Source organism: Mycobacterium sp. JS623 (assembly GCF_000328565.1).
Classification (GTDB): Bacteria; Actinomycetota; Actinomycetes; order Mycobacteriales; family Mycobacteriaceae; genus Mycobacterium.
The window spans coordinates 252,533-269,622 of sequence record NC_019966.1; the positions used below are offsets into that span (position 1 = coordinate 252,533).

Sequence of the window (17,090 nt, forward strand, 5' to 3'; positions counted from 1 at the left end):
TAGATCAGGCGAGCGCCTTCGTGAGCATCGGCGGCAGCTGGTCGGCCACCACCGGGTAGGACAGCGTCGATGCGAACGCGATCGCACCGGAGAGATCCTTGCCGGTGAACACGTTGCGGTTCAGTGTCGTCGCCCGCAGCTTTGCGATGACCGGATCGGCAAGCAGCGCGGCCTGTTCCTCGTCGCTCTCGGTGGTCCAGATCAGCACATCGGCGTCCTCGAGCACAGACGCCATCTTGTCGCGCGGAATCAACCAGCCGCCAGTGTCGGGAATGGTGAACCCCATGCTGGTGAGGAAGTCGGTGCGCCAGCCAGCCTCGGTCACGCGGACGCTGTCTTGGTACAAGGTCCCGGCGAGCAGCAGCGCCTTCTTGCCCGCAAACTGGAGGTTGCTCTTGCCGACCGCTGCGAACTTCTCGTTGACCGCGGTGATCAAGCCGGCCATCTCGTCGGCCTTGAACACGGCCTGCCCGATCGCGGTGGCCTGGTCCTTCCACGGCTCGAAGAACGCGTCAGGCCCGGACTGTGCGATGGTCGGCGCGATGCCCGACAGCTTCTTGTAGGTGTCCTCATCGAGCCCGGCGTTGATCGCCACGATCAGGTCCGGCTTCAGCGACGCGATCTGATCTACCTGGATGCCGTCGTTGAGGTTGAGCACGGTCGGCTGCGCGTTACCCAATTTGGGCTGCGCCCAAGGCCATACGCCAAACGGCTCGGCGCCGAACCAATCGGTCACCGCGATCGGGACGACTCCGACGGCCAGCAGGTCGTCCTGCTCGGTGAACCCTGCGCTGACGACCCGTTTGGGCGGCGCCGCGACCTTGGTCTCGCCGAAGATGTGTTTGACGGTGACGGAGCCGTCCTTGGCGACTTCGCCCGGCTTCTGCGAACTGCAGGCAGCAACCAACGCCGCGCCCGCAGTCATCGTGAGGAAACCCCGGCGGGACAACGCAGCTCGCACTCGGCGAGCTTAACTCGCTTTTCTGCAAAACAAGGTTCCGGTACGGCAAACAGGCAGATCGCGCGTCACCACCGGTGATCTCGCGATGTCCGCGAAGCGAAAGTCAGATCGGCGGCGCTTCGCCGTAGGAGGAAGACGCAGCGGTGAGCACGGAGCCGCGGTTCAGTTGGCTCTTTTCCAGACCCCGTAACAGCACGCCGATATTGTCGCCGACGGTGGCCTCGTCGATCGACTTGCGGAAGACTTCGATGCCGTCGACCCGCACCGCGAGCGCCCCGTCGATCTGCACGGTGTCGCCGACCCGCAGCGTGCCGCTCTCTACTCGGCCGGTTGCGACAACCCCGCGATTCTTGATGACGAACACGTCCTCGACCGTCAACCGAAACATGTCGAGCAGTGTGCCAGACCTAACCGCCGACGAAGCCCTTGTTGCGCATCAAGAAGTCGGCCAGGAATCCCTCGTGCGGAATGTGCGGCGCACTGTGATGCGTAGCGCGAACACCGCGGTACACGTTGGTGATCGTGGGCTCGCTGATCAGTTCGCCGACCAACTCGTCGTCCGTCGTGATCGCACCGAGCACCAGCGAGTTGCGCAGCGGCGCAATCCCGTCCGCGCGTGACCACGGTGAAACCCAGACACAGGGAAACGGCAACTCGACGTTGAGCTTGGCCGGGTCTGGTGTAGGCAGCAGGTGCACGGCGGGGCGCAGTGCGGCGAACCCGTCACCGAGATCGGCGACCACCTGATCGGCGCCCAGCACTGCTACCGCCCCGGCAGCCCTTGCTGCCAGTTGGTTGGCGAGCGCGTGCGCTGCAGCGATCGAAGTTGTTGGCAGAACGGCTCGTTCGTCAGTGTTCGGTAATGGCTCCAGCGCCGATAACCGCTCAGCGATGGTATGCGCAAGCGGCCCGGCGTCACCTTCGTACAAAACGGCGGTCGCATTGACGCACGCCATACCTCCCAGGTGGGCTATGGAGTCGACGATCACGTCGAGGTAACCGCGCCAGTCGCACTCGGCGGTGATCACGATCTTGCTGCGACCCGGTCCGTTGGTGAGCACGTTCGGGTCGTGTGCGTACCTGTCCACGACATCCTGGCCGCCGTAGACCATGGCGAGGTCCGCGGCCGCAACGAGGTCACCGGCGACGGTGTGGTCGGCTGGCAAGTACAGCGCATCGCCGTCTCGAAAGCCACTCTGCCGCAACGTATGAACGAGCCGATGCGCGGTGAACGGTTCGCGCCGCGATGGACGGACCGCAACGCGGTAGCCAAGCGCCAGCGCCTGCGGCCAGAGACCGTGCACGCCGGGGGCGTTCCCGGGCGCGTGAACGGCGAGCACCGTGCCACGTCGCGCCCAGACGGCGCCGCCACGTGGGCTCAGGTCACGCCAGTCGACACTCGCACCCGTCGGCCGGGCCGGATGCACGGCATCGAATGCGGTGGCGAGGGATTCGGCGACGGTGTGCGCACCGGCGCGCGCCGCGGCCATCGGTAGGCCGGTCACTCGGCACGTCAGGTCGACGTAGCGGTCGAAGTCGAGTCCGGCAATCGTCGACGACACGAACACGGCCGCAGCCTTTGTCAGAGCCGCCTCCCGCTCCACGAGCGGAAGGAGTCGCAGCTTGCGCTGGGCATCGATCGACCGCGTCACGAATAGCCTTGGCACAAGAGCTGATTCCGCCACCGGTACACCCGCGGTGTCGGAAATGATCTCGCGCTTTCGAGTCCGATAGTCCCCGTCGGGGCCGAGTGCGGGAAGATCGATCGGGCCGTCGGCCATGGTCAGTACACGCCCTCGATGACTGGTTCACCGTCGAAGACGGCGATGGGCGCAACCTCGCTGACCGAGTCGCCAATGTACCCGTCGGGGCAAGGGAGTCGGATCGCGGTGTCGCGCTCGAGGTTGTTGGGGATGAACATGCCCTTGCTGATGTGGTTCATCACCACCTGACCGCGTTCTCCGTACGGCACCTCGGTACCGGTGTCCGGGTCGATCACCCAGAAGAAAACGTACGGCGACCGGGGATCGAAAACAATCGCGTCGCCTTCCACCCGCGTCGCCGCCTGCGACAGCACCATCGTGCTGCCGAATGCCATGGCGATGGTCGCCTCCGGGAAGATCTGCCGGAGCAAGTCGAGGGTGTCGATATCCACATGGGCGCCGCTGAGCAACAGGTAGCGGATTTTGCTATTCACCATTTCGACCAACCCGAGGTCGCGGGTGATCGCCTCCACCAACGGCGGTGTCGCATGCAGGTTTACGACGTCCTGGGTCTCCAACACATGCCGCGCCTGCTCCAGCACATGGTCGACGTAGGCAGCCATCTCTGCCGTCGCATTGCGCGCGGCCAGCTTCTTCACCCAACGCGGATCGAGGTCGATCGGATGAAACGTCGAGCCCAGCCGTTCGGCGACGACACGATCGAAGTGCCCGACACCGTGCGGACCGCTCGGCATCAGGCAGAGCAGTCCGCGGCCAGGCACGAACCCACCCGCGGTGAAGTCTTCGACCTGCCAGCGGGTGACCTGCTCGACCCAATCCGGAAGCTGCGCAGTGCGTTTCGGTGCGCCCGTCGTGCCACCGGATTCGAAGATCCGTGGGATCGGCGCGGGCGCGCCGTAACCGCGGGGGATGAGGTCCTCGACGGGGACGTTACGTAGTTCGTCGACCAGGTTGGGAAACCGGCGCAGATCGGCGAACGTGCGCACGTCGGTCAGCGGGTCGAAATCAAGCGTCGCCGCCAAACGAAGCCAGAACGGCGAACCCGTGTCGGCGCCGAAGTGCCAGGCGATCGCGGTGCGCAGGTAGGCCTCGGGATCCTCAGGCCGCGCCTGGCGCGGAACGTCCAGCAGGGAGTAGTCGATGTCAAACACGCGGCCATCGTGTCGCAGCAGGTTGACCGGAAGGTTAACTCGCCGACTGCGCGAGCCGCTTGTTGACCAGTCGGGTCAGCCACGCAGGTGAGAACCGCGAACCGGCCACCATGGCCTTGGTTTGCGAACCGACGGGGAAGTGCACCTGGTGCATGGCCCGGCGCAGCCGCGACGGCTCGACGGCCTTGGCGATCGCGTCGGCGACGTCCTGGGCCGTCAGCCGGATCCCGAGCGACTCGGTGGTGCCGGTTTTGATGTGGTCCGTCATCGCGGTCTGCACATACAGCGGCCACATCGCGATGACCCGGATGCCGTACCGCTGCCATTCGATGTCGAGTGCCTCGGTGATGCCGCGGACGAAGAACTTGGTGGCGCTGTAGTTGGCGAGTTCGGCCTGACCGTAAATCGCCGACGCGGAGGACAGATTGACGACGACTGAGTTGGCGGTGTCACGCAGGTACGGGAACGCGGCGTGCAGTCCGTTGACGACGCCTTTGGCGTTGATATCGATCTCTCGCAGATGCCTTGCGACGTCGATGTCCTCGAAGCGGCCCGCCAACAGGATGCCGGCGTTGTTGATCATCACGTCGAGCCGGCCGCCGGCCGCCTGCGCGAATTCGCCGACCCGCCGCGCCATTTCGTCACTATCGGTGACGTCGAGATGCCCGACGATCGCGGTTGCGCCAAGCTGGTCCATCTCGTCGGCCAAGGCTTTGAGGCCGACCTCGTCGATGTCGTAACCGCCGACGGTGTAGCCCTTCTTCGCGAAGGTCAGCGCGGTTGCGCGGCCGATTCCGGCGGCGGCTCCGGTAATGAACACGGTTCGATTGGGCATGCACCATGATTGCCCATCTGCCTCACTTCATCGTGGCCAGGTTGCGCCAGAGGTTGCGCAGGCTGTCGGTACCGCCGAACAGCGTCGTGAAGTGCGTGGAGTCGATGAGCACGATGTCGCCGGCCCGCTGAGCGGCCGGTGGCATCCAGATGAGTGCGTTGAACTCGGTATTGCCTGCCTCGGTGAACGGATGTGGTCGGTTCGGGTCCACCCGCTGACGTCCCAATACGTGTAGGTCCTTGCCTTCCGGCGCGGTGAGTTCGTAGTGCGGAAGATGCGGATGGAAGTTGAAGGTGGTGACGTTGTCGAGCAGCCGCGGCGTGTCGAGGTCACGGAAACCGGTCAGCGGCGCGATCTCCTTGGTGCCTTCGACGACCGCGGGCCGAAGACCCCACGTGTTGTGTACGGGCACGTCGAGGGCCGTCATCAATGACCGGGTGTACTGGCCGAAGCGCTGCTGGCGCGGGACGAGCCGGTCGCCGTGGTGTTGGTATTCGACCTGCTGTTGATTGGGATCGTCGGTGAAGCCCACGTCGTGGTGCGGAGCCAGCAGCAAGCAGGTGCCTTCTCGTTTCAGCCAATCGCGGATCGCCGCGATCTCTTCGGGCGCGGCCTCCTGTTCGGACAGCAGATGGTCGAGTCCAAACACCATCAACGTGTCGGTGTCGGCCAGGATGCGTTCATCGATCGGGCATTTGTAGCCGGCCTGGTCGATGCGCTGGAACACTGCGACGGGGTGGCCGGTTGCCTCTTCGGCCAGTTCTTGGAATTGCAGTGTGGACCTGTGGAACAGCTCCAGCGTGCCTGCGATGCCTTGCAGGAAGTTCGCGGCGTCGTATTCGGGGGTCTCATACGAGGGCCACGCAACATTGCGGACCTCCGTCATCGTGGAGAAGCGGTTGTAGATCACGGCCGGATCGCGTTGCGATTCCCAGGGATAGCTCCAGGTCCAGTAGATGCTGATGCGTCTGCGCCCGTCGTGGGTGCGCGTGACGTGGCTCTGGTTGTATGTGCGTGCCCGCATGATGATCCTTCTAGCTGTCGAGCGAGGCGAGGTAGCGCAGCGCGTTCATCCCGGGAAGGAAGAAGTAGGCCCCGCCGGTGAGCGTGGTGAACGCGGGAATCCCCTTGTGTACCTTACGGATCGGTCGTTTGGGGACGGTGAAGTCCAGCGTGCCGTCCTGCGTGCCGCTGATCGGGTCGTGCTCATTGCCGAGCTCGTGGAACGTCTTGTCGTTGATCCACACGTTCTGGGCGAATTCGAATTGGCGGACAAGATCGGCGCAGATGATAAATGCGGCGATGCCGCGGTCCGCGCCGTCGTCGGGTGCGCCTTCGGGAAGCGCGGGTCCGTAGGTGGCGCCGCGCCGGATCATCCGGCGACGGTTCATGTAGTGGGCAGTGTCGCGTGGATTGAGCCTGCGCGCGTGCGATCCCAGCGGGCATGCGTATCCGAAAGGATCCATTTCTTTGTAGTTGTAGTCGTTGTTGCGCATCGGATCTGCGCCCAATTCGGGATCGTCTTTGTCCGGTGCGAGCACCAGCGGGGCACCGCTGCGCCAGCGGCCCATGAATTTCGCGGCGAGCAGTTCCTCGCCGTCGGGGCTGTCAGCGTTCTCACGCAGATAGTCGCGGAACGCAGCGACGTGCTCCTCCAGTCGCCGGTACGCCATGTAGCTGCCGTTGCGCGACAACACCTCGGGCTGAGGAAGATTGGCGACAGGACCGTTCTCGTCGGGATAGCCGAGGATGAACTCGCCGGGCTCCAACGCGTCGCCGGACCCGGGTGTCGGTTCCTCACCGGACCCCTTCATTACCGGCTGCGAGAGTCGATCGCGGAAGCCGAAGTGATCGTGGGCGTAGTTGAACGGCGGCGTCGCATTGAGATCGAGATACGACAGCGACCGCACGCCGTCAGTTCGGGCCAGCAGCTTGTCGTGCTCATCGATGGAGCGCTTGTACTGCTCCTCGGTGCGCGAGAACAAGATCGCGATCGCGTGCATATCGTCACCGGCTACGCCGCCAACCCAGCGCTCGGGAGCGGCAGGACCGGTATCGCCGAGGATGCTGGCGCGAGCCGCCATGCCCTCCCGAAACTCATCGGGGAAGGTGGCCAGGGACTCGTCGGAAACACCAAGCGCTCGAAGACCACTCCACGTGAATGCCAACGTAACCCAGCGATCCGACTCGTCCATGGTCGCCTGCACGTCGGCCGCGGACTGCACCTTGTCGAGCAGCTCGGCGAGCCAGGCGCGGCCACCAGCTGGCGTGTCGAACGTCAAAAACTCATAGCGTCCTGTGATTGCCGGTGTGCGGGTAAGCAGGATGTGTTGGATATCGTCGAGTTCGAGCGTCGTCATTGCCTGCCCTTCGTCCATGCCCGCGCCGCCGCCTTACGGCATCGAATGGTGTCGATGTCATTGCATCTGATCGAGCATGGTGGAGAAAGCGGCCTTGAGCCGCAACGCTTTTTTGATCTCATCGGCTGTCACGTAGGGGTACTCGCCGTACTCGAGGAAGCTGGGGCACTGGTGGTCGCGAACGAATTTCACGAACGCCTCCGGATTCTCCTTCCAATCCTCCGGGAAGCCTTCAAGATTCGTGAAAACGGTGGTGATGCCGGTCTGGGTGAATAGCTGTACTGCGTCTTCGGTGTACTTGTCGAAGTCAGTGTCGAAAATGCCTTGATACTGAAAGTGCAATCCCGATCCGACGTCGAACAGCACCCAGCGCAGGTAGTGCAGCCTCAGCGGCGCGAGGGCTTCGGGGCTGCTGGCGATCGTGTCCTCGATCGTTTTGCCATACGCACGGACGGCTTCTTCGCGGCCTTCCTTTACTTTGGCGATGATCGAAAAGCCATAGCAGGCAGGTGTCCTCGGAAAAACGGGTCCATATCGACCGCGCTCGAGTTCGAAATAGCCTTCCTTCGGGATGGCCATCGCGGCGGGTTTAGTCCAGTCTTGATCCGGCATATTCTGAGCCCCTAGATTCGCGAGTCCGATAGAGGAAAACCTACACCGCCACCTGGGTGGTGGCGGTCGTTTACGCTAGGGAACGCCGACCTCAGCTGTCCAGATAGCGAAGCTAAGGTGATGATCGTGATGTTTCCCAACACAAGAAATAATGATCATGAAGATTGTCATTTATCCACCGCACCCGAGCGGTTCGAATTAGGCTTCGCGCATAACTATCCGGCCCGTTGTCGGGGGACTTTTACGGTGGCGGGCCACCTACTTCGGAGAGGGGGAGCTGCCGTGCGAAGAAGCCAGCGCTACCTAATTCTGGGATTGTCAGTGGTGGCGGTTCCCGTCGGCATTGTCACTGCGTCACCGGCGTCGGCCGACTGCACGAATGCCGGCAACGCCACCGTGTGTGCGCAGGGCACGGTCCGGGGTGGTGGTCCTGACGCGCCATCGGCCGGGCCCTACTACCCGTCCTACTGTGCCGACCCGTGGTACTGCGACAACGGCTGGGACGTCGATGTGGTCCTGCCGCCTATCCGCCCGGGCCGCCCAGGCGGCGGCGGTGGCATCGGTCCCCGTTGAGTCAATTCCCTTAATCACCCACGAAACCAAGGAGTCTCATATGTTCATTCGCAGTTTGATCGGCGCCGGTGTGATCGCCGGCGCGACGCTCATCGGTTCCGCAGCGACCGCGGTGGCCGATCCGCCGAACTGTACGGCCGCCGACCTTGCGGGCGTGATGTCTGGCGTCAACGCTGCAATGTCGTCCTACCTGTTCACTCATCCTGACGTGAACACGTTCTTTACCGGCCTCAAGGGCAAGTCCAGGGATGAAATGCGAACGGAAATCACGAACTACTTCAACGCGAACCCTCAGGCGCAGGACGAGATACGCGCAGTCAGGCAGCCGGCGTCCGACTTCCGGGATCGCTGCAACGCGCTGATGCCCGACGGACCTATGGGCTAGCGGTCGAGCAGCGTTACTTCTTTTCAGCGGCTTTGGACTGAGATTCGTTGTCAGCCTTGGGAGTTTCATGCTTCGGCGAGTCGCCGTTCTTCGTCTGTCGGGTATCTCCCTTGGCTGATTGGGCGCCGGGTCCGTCGGCCGTGTGCGCCGTCGTGGACTGATCCGCGTCGTTCGCAGAGTCTTTGTCGGCTTTGGATTTGTCGGTCGAAGGACTGACATCGGCCATCGTTGTCCTGTGTGACAGATCGGGGACGTCGGTCGCCTCAGCGCTCGAGATCTTCACGCTCACCGCGGTAGCGGCGAATCGGGCTGGGCCGCCAGCGCCGTCGCGATGGTCTGTTGCGCGGAGACGATGCCGTCCACGACATGTTGGCCGCCTTCGACGAATGACCCGACCACCAACGTGGTGCACCGAGAAGATCGCCTGAGAGGACTTGTTGGATGACCGTTACCGGTGTCGGGGGAGCCGGGCGATCGATTGGCCCAATCCTGTTGCGGAGGCCGTCAATTTGACGCTGACGGTGGCAATGTCGGTGGCGGTGGCGCCATGGGCTTCACGGCGATGACGCTGGCGCCGACCAGGGCGACTCCAGTGGTGACCCACGGACGCACAGCAGCATTCATGTGACCACTGGCGCGACTACGCGCTCAAACTACCGTGACAGGCTCGTCAATTATGTGTGATTGCGCAGATGTCAGGAGTGGCTGTTGTTCGACCGCAACGGCATACCGGATTCCATGAAGTCCAGCGCCCGATACATTCGCTCAGGTATCCCCGATGCGTGATCGAGGACGGCCATCAGGCCGCCTGCGAGTGCGCCGACGAATACCCGCACCTCGAAGTCGTCGGGTTCGCGCCCGGTCCGGCGACAGTCCGCTTCGGTTAGCGCGGCAACGGTGTGGCGATACTCGTCGAACTGGGCGGCTTTTAGCTCGGGGATCGACAGCACCATTCGCAACCGAGCTCGCTCGAACCGCCACTCGGCCTCGGAAAGGGTCGCCATGGTGATCTCGAGCGCGCGGCGAAAAGCCTGCAAGGACGGCAGATCGGGCGGCTGCTGTTCGAGTGCCTCGATGGTGACGAGGTCGAGATCGTTGGCCATCAGCACCATTTCCTTGGACGGGAAGTACCGGAAGAAGGTGCTCGGTGAGACTTCCGCCGCCTCCGCGATCTGCTCGACCGTGGTGTTGGCGTAGCCGTTTTCCCCGATCAGCCGCATAGCCTCGCGGCGGATGGCCTCGCGGGTCTTGATCTTCTTACGGTCCCGCAAACCAAGGATTTGATTAGTGGCCCCCATGGGGCCATTGTGTCGATGTAAAAGGCCTAGGACAAGACCAATGACACTCCAAGCGCGATCATCATGGCGGCGATCAAGCCGTCAAGGATGCGCCATGTCATCGGCTTGGCGAAGAGTCCGGCTAATTGGCGTGCCCCCAAGCCGAGGCTGAAAAACCACACTGCGCTGGCGGTTACCGCGCCAACACCGAAGAGCCAGCGTTGGTCACGATGCTCGTTGGCCAGCGCGCCGAGCAACACCACAGTGTCGAGGTAGACGTGCGGATTGAGGAATGTCATCGCGGCGCACGTGAGAAGTACGTCGAGCAGTCGCGCCGGCGCGGATTCCGACGCAGTCAGTGACGAGGGGCGCCACGCGCGGCTAGCGGCCAGCAGTCCGTAGCCGATGAGAAAGAGGGCCCCGCCGAATTTGACGAGGGTCACGGCACTGGGGTGGGCGCTGATGAGCGTGCCGACGCCGGCGATGCCGGCCGAGATCAGCACGATGTCGGACACCGTGCACAGCGCGACGACGGCTAGGACGTGCTCGCGGCGGATGCCCTGGCGCAGCACGAAGGCGTTCTGCGCGCCGATTGCGGCGATCAGCGTGAACGAGGCGATGAAGCCGACGATCAGGGGCGAGCTCATGGAATCGACGGTAGGAGAGCTGGGCGGATCAGTACAGATAATGATTCTGCATATGCATTAGAATCGTTAATGTGGCAGCGGACGGTCAGCAGCTCGCGGCGTTCGCCGCTGTAGGTTCTCAAGTTGGTGAGCGGGTTCGCAGGTCAAATGGCGGATAGTTGGCGGACCCGCCACGACTCTGAGAATCGGTTAGGCGCCGACCAGCTTGCGGCGCTCGCGGCGGTAGTTGAGTTCGGCAGCTTCGATGCGGCTGCCGAGCGATTGCACGTGACACCGTCGGCGGTTAGTCAGCGGATCAAGGCGCTCGAACAACGAGTGGGCCAAGTCCTAGTTGTTCGCGAGAAGCCCTGCAAGGCAACGGCGGCCGGCGTTCCGCTGGTGCGACTGGCGGCCCAGACTTCGTTGCTGGAGTCAGAGGCGCTTGACGCGCTCGGCCGCCCAGATGCGCAACGATTGCGAGCGGCAATCGCGGTCAACGCTGACTCGATGGCGACGTGGTTCACTGGCGTGCTCGGTCAACTGGACCATGTCCTGTTTGACATACGAATTGAGGACCAGGACCACTCTGCCCGACTGTTGCGCGACGGCACGGTCATGGGGGCTGTGACCACTGAGCGATCGTCAATACCGGGGTGCCGAGTGGAATCCTTGGGCGTAATGCGTTATGTACCGGTGGCGAGTCCCACTTATGTCGAGCGCTACCTACATGGTGGTTTCACATCGGATGCCGCCGCTTTGGCTCCGTCGCTGGCATGGAATCGTGACGACGCGTTACAGGACGTGTTGCTGCGCAAGGTATTCCGCCGAGCAATCTCACGACCTATCCACTATGTGCCGACCGCCGAGGGGTTCGGCGCCGCGGTACGAGCCGGAGTCGGGTGGGGCATGTTTCCAGAGCAACTGGCTGCGCCGGCCCTAGCGGACGGTTCCTTCGTCCGGACCGCGGATTCATACCTCGACGTACCGCTGTATTGGCAGTGCTGGAAGTTGAATAGCGTGGTGATGGAGGCCGTCACGGCTGCGGTGAGGTCGTCTGCGTCAGACTTGCGCCGGGCCCGACCACCAGCACAACGCAGACGTCATGCGTGACGGCCGTCTGGGCAGCGCATGCCGATGTATTGTCGGCATCCAGTTTCTCGCTTGAGGCAACGTGTGATGTTGGCAGGTAAATGTCACGTGCCCTCGCCATCCTGAGTTGCTGCACCCTGTTGGGGGGTCATAGGTTGTGGTGCTTTGCGTAGGGACGTATTCGCAAGGAGTATCGCGTGATTTGCCCGGCATTGTTGACCTTTCGGCCGAAATGATCACGTCGAAACTTCGGTAAACACCTAATACCGTTGCCTTAGAGAAGATTTAGCCGTCGTGAGCGGAACGTGGTCGCGTCATCTACGAGTCGCGTCTGGAACTGGCGGTCTTGATGCTCGCTGACTTCGATCCCTCCTGCCACCGAATTATCGCCCAGCCCTTCCAATTGTCTGCGTCAGTTGTCTGCGTCAGTCGACAGGCGGGTCCGTCGACACACACCTGACTTCCTGGTTGCGACGGACGACGGACCGCTAGTTATCGACGTCGTACGTGCAGAGAGGCTCGAAAACCCGTGAATTCAAAAGATTTGCGCCTGGACTCGCCAGATCGTTGAGGCACTGCGCTGGCGCTACGGGCTACACGTGGAGCCGTCACCGACGCTCATTGCGGGCGTTCGTTTGTTGGCAGGATTCCGTCGTGACTGGCTGATCAATCAACGGGCGCTGTATGAAATGCGTTCTTGTGCAGCTTCACTTGTTGGAGCTTCAGTGGGTGCTAAGTCCGCCGCGGATCATCTCGGCACCGACCGAAAGGCGCCCTGCTCGACATCGGCACAGCGAGCTCTGAGGCCGTCGGCAGCTCCCGCTTCATCTGCAGATTCATTCCCGGCGCCTTGCCATGGCAAACATTAGATGTCCCGGCTTCGGACAGATAGCTCGTTGTAGAAACGCTGTTGCGTGGCATTGAGGTGAGCAGGGATCCGCCGTTCGACAAGTACGCGCAGACGTGCAAGCACGCCTGGAAATGGCCTCGCCGATCAGGGTCGGCATCGCCCACGGGCTCCGTTTGCGACTAACGGGTGCCGCCGCCGACGTCCGCCAGTGACTTGAGTTCCGAGGTCGTGTAGCGTCGGCGACTTCGACGAGCTTCTGCGCCGTCGAACAATCAGATGCGAAACATGCTGCGTCGGAACAGAAATCGTGCTATCGCAGGGTCCGGCGATGGCAGCCGTAGCCCTGAGCGGCTTGGTGTTTGGTCAGGTGTGCGGCCGCCGCTGACGGCCTCGGCGTGAGGACAACGAGTCGCTTTTTTGCAAGCCGGAAACCTGGATGGACCGTGGCGGGCGTGGCGTCCGCGGTAGCCCGGATCAGCTCATCAAGTTTCATCAGCACGGTGTTGCCTCCACTGGGCCGTCATCGCTGATCGGGGCCTTCGCGGCTCGCCATCCCACTCCTTAGCCAGGCAACGAATTTGAGTACCAGCCGACCTCCGACCCTCTCCTCAGCTCGATACTGTCTGTGAAGAACCTGTCGGTTGTGGCTACCCGCGTGCGGGTATTCGGCCGTGACAGCCATCACCGGGCGCAGGAGACGAACTGATGTTCCATCAGCTGCTTTTTCGCGGCGCAGTACGATCTCGACGCCGCAGGATTCATCCTCAGGGGGATCAAGGGCATCTTCGTGACGATCGGCAGCATCATCGCTGCGATGATGTGTGCAAGCATCGCCGGCGCCAAGGGACGCAACCCGATGGGTTGGGGTCTCCTCGGACTGTTCTTCAGCATCCTGACGCTCATCGTCATCGCGATCATTCCCAGTAAAAAGGACTAGTCCGATGAGATCCGGTCTAGTCAGTTTCGTCGCCGAGCCCGCCTAGATGTCATCACGGTTGCTCGGGGCCGATGCACTTGCCGCCACTCGGTTAGCAGTGGCTGCGGTGGCCGGAGTGGCGGTTGCACTGCTGGTCGGTCTCGTCATCGAGGTGAGGTATGCGCCGGTAGCAGGCTGGATCACAGCTTCGGCGGCCTATCTGATTTGGACCTGGATTGCCGTCGGGCGAATGACATCTCAACAAACCGCGTCGCACGCGACGGGCGAAGACCCCACTCGAGCCGCCACGGGCACGATCATGGTCGTGGCGAGCATCGCGAGCCTGGCCGGCGTCGGCTATGTGTTGCTGGCTGCGTCCTCCCACGGCGGCGAAGCCGAGGCAGCGGCGGCCGTCGGGATCGCCAGTGTCATCGCGGCATGGCTGATCGTGCACACGGTATTCACGTTGCGCTATGCCCGGCTCTACTACCTAGGGCCCACCGGCGGGATCGATTTCAACCAGGACGAGCCGCCTACGTATGTCGACTTCGCTTATCTCGCCTTCACCATCGGCATGACTTACCAAGTCTCTGATACCGATCTGCAAACCCGCGCCATCCGCGCGACAGCCCTGCGCCAGGCGTTGCTGTCCTACGTGCTGGGCGCCGTGGTCCTGGCGACCACGATCAACTTGATCGCAGGACTGGGCACCCACTGATCTCCGCCCACAGCAGGATGCGCCGGTGGGGGCCTTGCGCGCCCTCTAAACCCGCAATCGTGCTGTCTTGCTTGATCGATGAATGTTTCTGCACGGTTCGCTGTCGGCTAGGACGTCAATTACGTCCGTTTGTCCACGGGGTCGGATGCGTCGAGCGGTGCCCATCGGCGAGAACTTCTTCGATGGCCGTATGGCCTCGGCGTCGCAGAGCAGTCGTCCTAGCGGATGTGACGGCATCACAGCGGGCGCTGCAAGAGCACTTCGCCGCTATCAGCGGCCACGATCTGCACCGCAGAGATTTGGTCGATGGGTGTCGGCGTGTTGCCGTTGGGGCGTGCGGTAACGCCCGGGACCGCCAACCACGTCGCCAGCTGGGTATGGCTGCCGTCGCGGCCGACTATCACCATTGCCAGCGTGTCCCCGCGCTGGCCGGCGTTGTCGGCTTCTTTCGGGTAGGTGCAGCTCATGTCGATGTCGGTGCCCCAGGCCTGGCGTGTCAGGCTCACCGTCGCGGTTATGGAGTTTGGCGCCACCGGATTCATGGTCAGTGGCGATGCCGACGTTGCGGGCGGGACGGCGGATGGTGACGTCCCTCCGACATGGATTCCCACGATCAACGCGATGATTGTCGCCGCGGCGGCTGCGACGGCCATCGACCACGACAGCGCCCTTGTGCGTCGCCGTCGGCGGCCGACCTTCGCCAACAGCGACGTAAGCAGTTCGGGCCGCGGCTGCCATAGCTCAGGGGCCCCCTCGTCGAGGGCCGCGACCTCGTGTGGCTCCAGCATTGCGAGCAAGGCAGGCATGCCGCTGACGTCAGCGACGGCATCGTGGCATCGAGTGCAGTGAGTCAGATGTTGTTCGAACTGACGTCGGTCTTCGGCACCCAATGCGCCGAGCACGTAGGCGGCGTCCCACATGGCGAATGGATCGCCCGTTTGCGATCCTCCACCAGCTCGCCCGTCAATGCTCGTCATCGCTGTTACCTCACTATTTGTAGGGTAACCGCGATTTGCCACGCCGTGTCGTGCAGCCCCGACGTGACGCTCTGCAACCGCTAACCTGACCTCTGCCCCCGGGCGAACGTAACGGGCGTCGAGGGTTTGACGAATCGTCAGGTAGACAAGAGCGATTGCTTGTGTTCGCTACTCGGAGGTGCAACTAGGCGTTCTACCGGTCATGATGACAGTCTCTGAAGCTCTCCACTCCCTCAGCGCCGAGCATCGCACCGCGGTCATTCGGGCGTACTACCTCGCCCAGGCCGTCCCCCAGATCGCCAGACTGGAGCAGCTGCCGGAAGACACAGTGAAGTGTCGCCTCCACGAGGCGCTCCACGCGCTTGCACGCAGTACCCGATGAGCGAAACATTTTCCCTCTCGCGACATCACTGTGTGCACAAACGTTCAAATGCCGCCAGGCTCTGATCGTCGATCATCAACCGCTGGTCCGTATTCTCCAGGGGCGTCAGCAAGCACTGGCGCCGGTGGAGCTGGGGGCAACACCGGCGCGGCGGGCAAGCCAGGCGTCAACGGCTGACGATACCGCCGTTGGCAGGAGATGCGCATCGTCGTTGATCTCTGAGCGCTAAACCATCGCCGCGGATGAAAAGCATTGGGCAGCAGCGCATACGGCGAAGTTTTGCGGGTGAAGCCGAAGATTCGCCAAAGCGGCGAAGCGAACTCAAGAAAAACTCTTCACCTTCGGAAGCGGAGCCGACAGATGCGCAAGGACGTGACGCATGACCAGATCTCGGCCGGCGTTAAGGCTTAGGACTCCGGCGGTGAGAGCCGCGGCCGGGTGCTGGCCGGATTCGCGGCCGTCTGTGGCGGCCGAGGTGGGCCGATATCGGCGAGGCGGGCCTTGCGCAGCCAGATCCACAACAAGACGAGCGGGATCAACAGCCCCCCGATTCCAAACTCGACGAATCGGGCCAAACCGGTGATATTTCCAACGAGCCAGTCGAAATTTTGTCCGAAGAATCCGGTGATGAACGTCAGAGGCAGAAACACTGTCGCAAGGATCGTCAGCCGTTCCATCGTGGTGCTTTGCTGCACACTGACCCTGGTCTGCTCGACCGAGATCACCGCAATGTTGGCCTGCAGGATGGTGGCGAGCAAGTCGCGTTGCGCGGATACCTCTTCGCTGATCAATTGCAAACTGTCGTGAACGTCGCGAATGTAGGGGACAAGTGCCGCGGAGTGGAGGCCCCGTTGGACTGCTGTCAACACGGCGTGCAGCGGGTGGGCGGCGCGATAGAAATTGCTCACCTCCCGACGCAACAGGTAGATCCGTTCGGTCGGCGCGACATCGCCGGCAAACACCGTGCCCTCGACTTGCTCGATGTCGTGTTCGAGTCCCGCAACCACCGGCTCATACCCCCGCACAACCTGATCGAGAATCGCCCACAAAACCGAATCGGTGCCCAGCTCGATCAACTCGGGATGCGATTCGAGGCGCATCCGGGCCGCGTGCAGTTCGCTGGCGACGCCTTGGCGCACCGTGATCACGAAGTTGGGGCCAACAAAAACGCTGATCTCGCCGAATTCGACTTCTTCCGACTCGTCGTCGTAACGCGCGGTCCGCAGGATTACCAGTTTGACGTTGGGTTCGAAGTCCTCAATCTTCGGACGCAGATGAAAGGTCCGGGCATCCTCGACGGCCAACTCGTGAAGCGAGAAAGCATGCCGGACCCGCTCCATCTCTTCGCTGCTCGGCTCGAACAGCCCGAGCCACACGAATCCGCCTTCTAGACAGAATCTGGCGGCATCTTCCAATGGGAGCGGCGCATCGCTTTGCCGGGCGCCCTTGAGGTAATGCGCGCAGTCCACAATCATGCCCACTCCTTGCCAATGTCCTATTGCCGCACAGCAATTTACGCGACACCACCTCGAAAACGCACTTCCTGTGAGGGCCTTGTGAGCGGGCATCCGGTTAGCTGCAAAGGGCACAAAGGGTCTTGCGCTCAGCCACCCTACGCCGCGGATTCGCGTCCGAGCTGATAGATCTGACGAAC

The 17,090-nt window shown here is 62.7% G+C and carries 17 protein-coding genes; 5 read left to right on the plus strand and 12 right to left on the minus strand.

Annotation, left to right across the window (positions count from 1 at the left end; translation table 11 throughout):
• Window positions 1-4 precede the first annotated feature (4 nt).
• The 8 genes from MYCSM_RS01135 to MYCSM_RS01170 all read right to left on the minus strand — a co-directional run bounded on the left by MYCSM_RS01135 (window position 5) and on the right by MYCSM_RS01170 (window position 7,643).
• On the minus strand, window positions 5-961 hold the full coding sequence (locus tag MYCSM_RS01135) for an ABC transporter substrate-binding protein (protein ID WP_041311149.1): 957 nt from the start codon (window positions 959-961) through the stop codon (window positions 5-7).
• Between the two features lie 103 nt (window positions 962-1,064).
• A complete protein-coding gene (locus tag MYCSM_RS01140) occupies window positions 1,065-1,349 on the minus strand; it encodes an EF-Tu/IF-2/RF-3 family GTPase (RefSeq protein WP_015304282.1) in 285 nt (94 codons plus the stop codon).
• 19 nt (window positions 1,350-1,368) lie between these two features.
• A complete protein-coding gene (locus MYCSM_RS01145; RefSeq protein WP_015304283.1) occupies window positions 1,369-2,742 on the minus strand; it encodes an aldehyde dehydrogenase family protein in 1,374 nt (457 codons plus the stop codon).
• Between the two features lie 2 nt (window positions 2,743-2,744).
• Complete coding sequence (locus MYCSM_RS01150) at window positions 2,745-3,836, minus strand: AMP-binding protein (protein ID WP_015304284.1); 1,092 nt, start codon at window positions 3,834-3,836, stop codon at window positions 2,745-2,747.
• Between the two features lie 34 nt (window positions 3,837-3,870).
• Entirely contained in the window at window positions 3,871-4,671 is an 801-nt protein-coding gene (locus MYCSM_RS01155; RefSeq protein WP_015304285.1) for an SDR family oxidoreductase, read from the minus strand.
• Between the two features lie 22 nt (window positions 4,672-4,693).
• The gene (locus MYCSM_RS01160) at window positions 4,694-5,695 is read right to left on the minus strand and encodes a hypothetical protein (protein ID WP_015304286.1); all 1,002 of its coding nucleotides are present in this window, start codon (window positions 5,693-5,695) and stop codon (window positions 4,694-4,696) included.
• Between the two features lie 10 nt (window positions 5,696-5,705).
• Window positions 5,706-7,031 (minus strand): Dyp-type peroxidase, encoded by a 1,326-nt coding sequence (locus MYCSM_RS01165; protein ID WP_041312954.1) that lies wholly within the window; start codon window positions 7,029-7,031, stop codon window positions 5,706-5,708.
• Window positions 7,032-7,088: 57 nt separating this feature from the next.
• Complete coding sequence (locus MYCSM_RS01170; protein WP_015304288.1) at window positions 7,089-7,643, minus strand: hypothetical protein; 555 nt, start codon at window positions 7,641-7,643, stop codon at window positions 7,089-7,091.
• Between the two features lie 282 nt (window positions 7,644-7,925).
• Here MYCSM_RS01170 and MYCSM_RS01175 point away from each other — a divergent pair, with 282 nt between their 5' ends.
• A complete protein-coding gene (locus MYCSM_RS01175; protein WP_015304289.1) occupies window positions 7,926-8,216 on the plus strand; it encodes a hypothetical protein in 291 nt (96 codons plus the stop codon).
• Between the two features lie 40 nt (window positions 8,217-8,256).
• Window positions 8,257-8,601: a heme-binding protein gene (locus MYCSM_RS01180; protein ID WP_015304290.1), complete on the plus strand. Its 345-nt coding sequence runs from the start codon at window positions 8,257-8,259 to the stop codon at window positions 8,599-8,601.
• A gap of 695 nt (window positions 8,602-9,296) precedes the next feature.
• Here MYCSM_RS01180 and MYCSM_RS01190 read toward each other — a convergent pair.
• Both MYCSM_RS01190 and lysE read right to left on the minus strand, forming a co-directional pair.
• A complete protein-coding gene (locus tag MYCSM_RS01190) occupies window positions 9,297-9,899 on the minus strand; it encodes an acyl-CoA-like ligand-binding transcription factor (protein ID WP_015304292.1) in 603 nt (200 codons plus the stop codon).
• A gap of 26 nt (window positions 9,900-9,925) precedes the next feature.
• A complete protein-coding gene (gene lysE / locus MYCSM_RS01195; RefSeq protein ID WP_015304293.1) occupies window positions 9,926-10,525 on the minus strand; it encodes an L-lysine exporter in 600 nt (199 codons plus the stop codon).
• Window positions 10,526-10,672: 147 nt separating this feature from the next.
• On the opposite strand from lysE, the gene MYCSM_RS01200 reads away from it, so the two are divergent.
• From MYCSM_RS01200 to MYCSM_RS01210, 3 genes are all read left to right on the plus strand, one after another.
• Complete coding sequence (locus MYCSM_RS01200; protein ID WP_015304294.1) at window positions 10,673-11,614, plus strand: LysR family transcriptional regulator ArgP; 942 nt, start codon at window positions 10,673-10,675, stop codon at window positions 11,612-11,614.
• 1,616 nt (window positions 11,615-13,230) lie between these two features.
• Window positions 13,231-13,380: a hypothetical protein gene (locus MYCSM_RS35650; RefSeq protein WP_015304296.1), complete on the plus strand. Its 150-nt coding sequence runs from the start codon at window positions 13,231-13,233 to the stop codon at window positions 13,378-13,380.
• A gap of 46 nt (window positions 13,381-13,426) precedes the next feature.
• Window positions 13,427-14,077 (plus strand): DUF1345 domain-containing protein, encoded by a 651-nt coding sequence (locus tag MYCSM_RS01210; protein ID WP_015304297.1) that lies wholly within the window; start codon window positions 13,427-13,429, stop codon window positions 14,075-14,077.
• Between the two features lie 236 nt (window positions 14,078-14,313).
• Here MYCSM_RS01210 and MYCSM_RS01215 read toward each other — a convergent pair whose 3' ends face one another.
• Both MYCSM_RS01215 and MYCSM_RS01225 read right to left on the minus strand, forming a co-directional pair.
• On the minus strand, window positions 14,314-15,054 hold the full coding sequence (locus tag MYCSM_RS01215; RefSeq protein WP_015297690.1) for a zf-HC2 domain-containing protein: 741 nt from the start codon (window positions 15,052-15,054) through the stop codon (window positions 14,314-14,316).
• 789 nt (window positions 15,055-15,843) lie between these two features.
• Entirely contained in the window at window positions 15,844-16,911 is a 1,068-nt protein-coding gene (locus tag MYCSM_RS01225) for a magnesium and cobalt transport protein CorA (protein ID WP_015304298.1), read from the minus strand.
• Window positions 16,912-17,090 lie beyond the last annotated feature (179 nt).

Coding starts and splice junctions, on each gene's coding strand:
- MYCSM_RS01225 (WP_015304298.1), bottom strand. CDS start 16,911: ATGATTGTGGACTGCGCGCATTACCTCAAGGGCGCCCGGCAAAGCGAT.
- MYCSM_RS01210 (WP_015304297.1), top strand. CDS start 13,427: ATGTCATCACGGTTGCTCGGGGCCGATGCACTTGCCGCCACTCGGTTA.
- MYCSM_RS01200 (WP_015304294.1), top strand. CDS start 10,673: ATGGCGGATAGTTGGCGGACCCGCCACGACTCTGAGAATCGGTTAGGC.
- MYCSM_RS01180 (WP_015304290.1), top strand. CDS start 8,257: ATGTTCATTCGCAGTTTGATCGGCGCCGGTGTGATCGCCGGCGCGACG.
- MYCSM_RS01170 (WP_015304288.1), bottom strand. CDS start 7,643: ATGCCGGATCAAGACTGGACTAAACCCGCCGCGATGGCCATCCCGAAG.
- MYCSM_RS01145 (WP_015304283.1), bottom strand. CDS start 2,742: ATGGCCGACGGCCCGATCGATCTTCCCGCACTCGGCCCCGACGGGGAC.
- MYCSM_RS01160 (WP_015304286.1), bottom strand. CDS start 5,695: ATGCGGGCACGCACATACAACCAGAGCCACGTCACGCGCACCCACGAC.
- MYCSM_RS01215 (WP_015297690.1), bottom strand. CDS start 15,054: ATGACGAGCATTGACGGGCGAGCTGGTGGAGGATCGCAAACGGGCGAT.
- MYCSM_RS01140 (WP_015304282.1), bottom strand. CDS start 1,349: ATGTTTCGGTTGACGGTCGAGGACGTGTTCGTCATCAAGAATCGCGGG.
- lysE (WP_015304293.1), bottom strand. CDS start 10,525: ATGAGCTCGCCCCTGATCGTCGGCTTCATCGCCTCGTTCACGCTGATC.
- MYCSM_RS01190 (WP_015304292.1), bottom strand. CDS start 9,899: ATGGGGGCCACTAATCAAATCCTTGGTTTGCGGGACCGTAAGAAGATC.
- MYCSM_RS01155 (WP_015304285.1), bottom strand. CDS start 4,671: ATGCCCAATCGAACCGTGTTCATTACCGGAGCCGCCGCCGGAATCGGC.
- MYCSM_RS01165 (WP_041312954.1), bottom strand. CDS start 7,031: ATGACGACGCTCGAACTCGACGATATCCAACACATCCTGCTTACCCGC.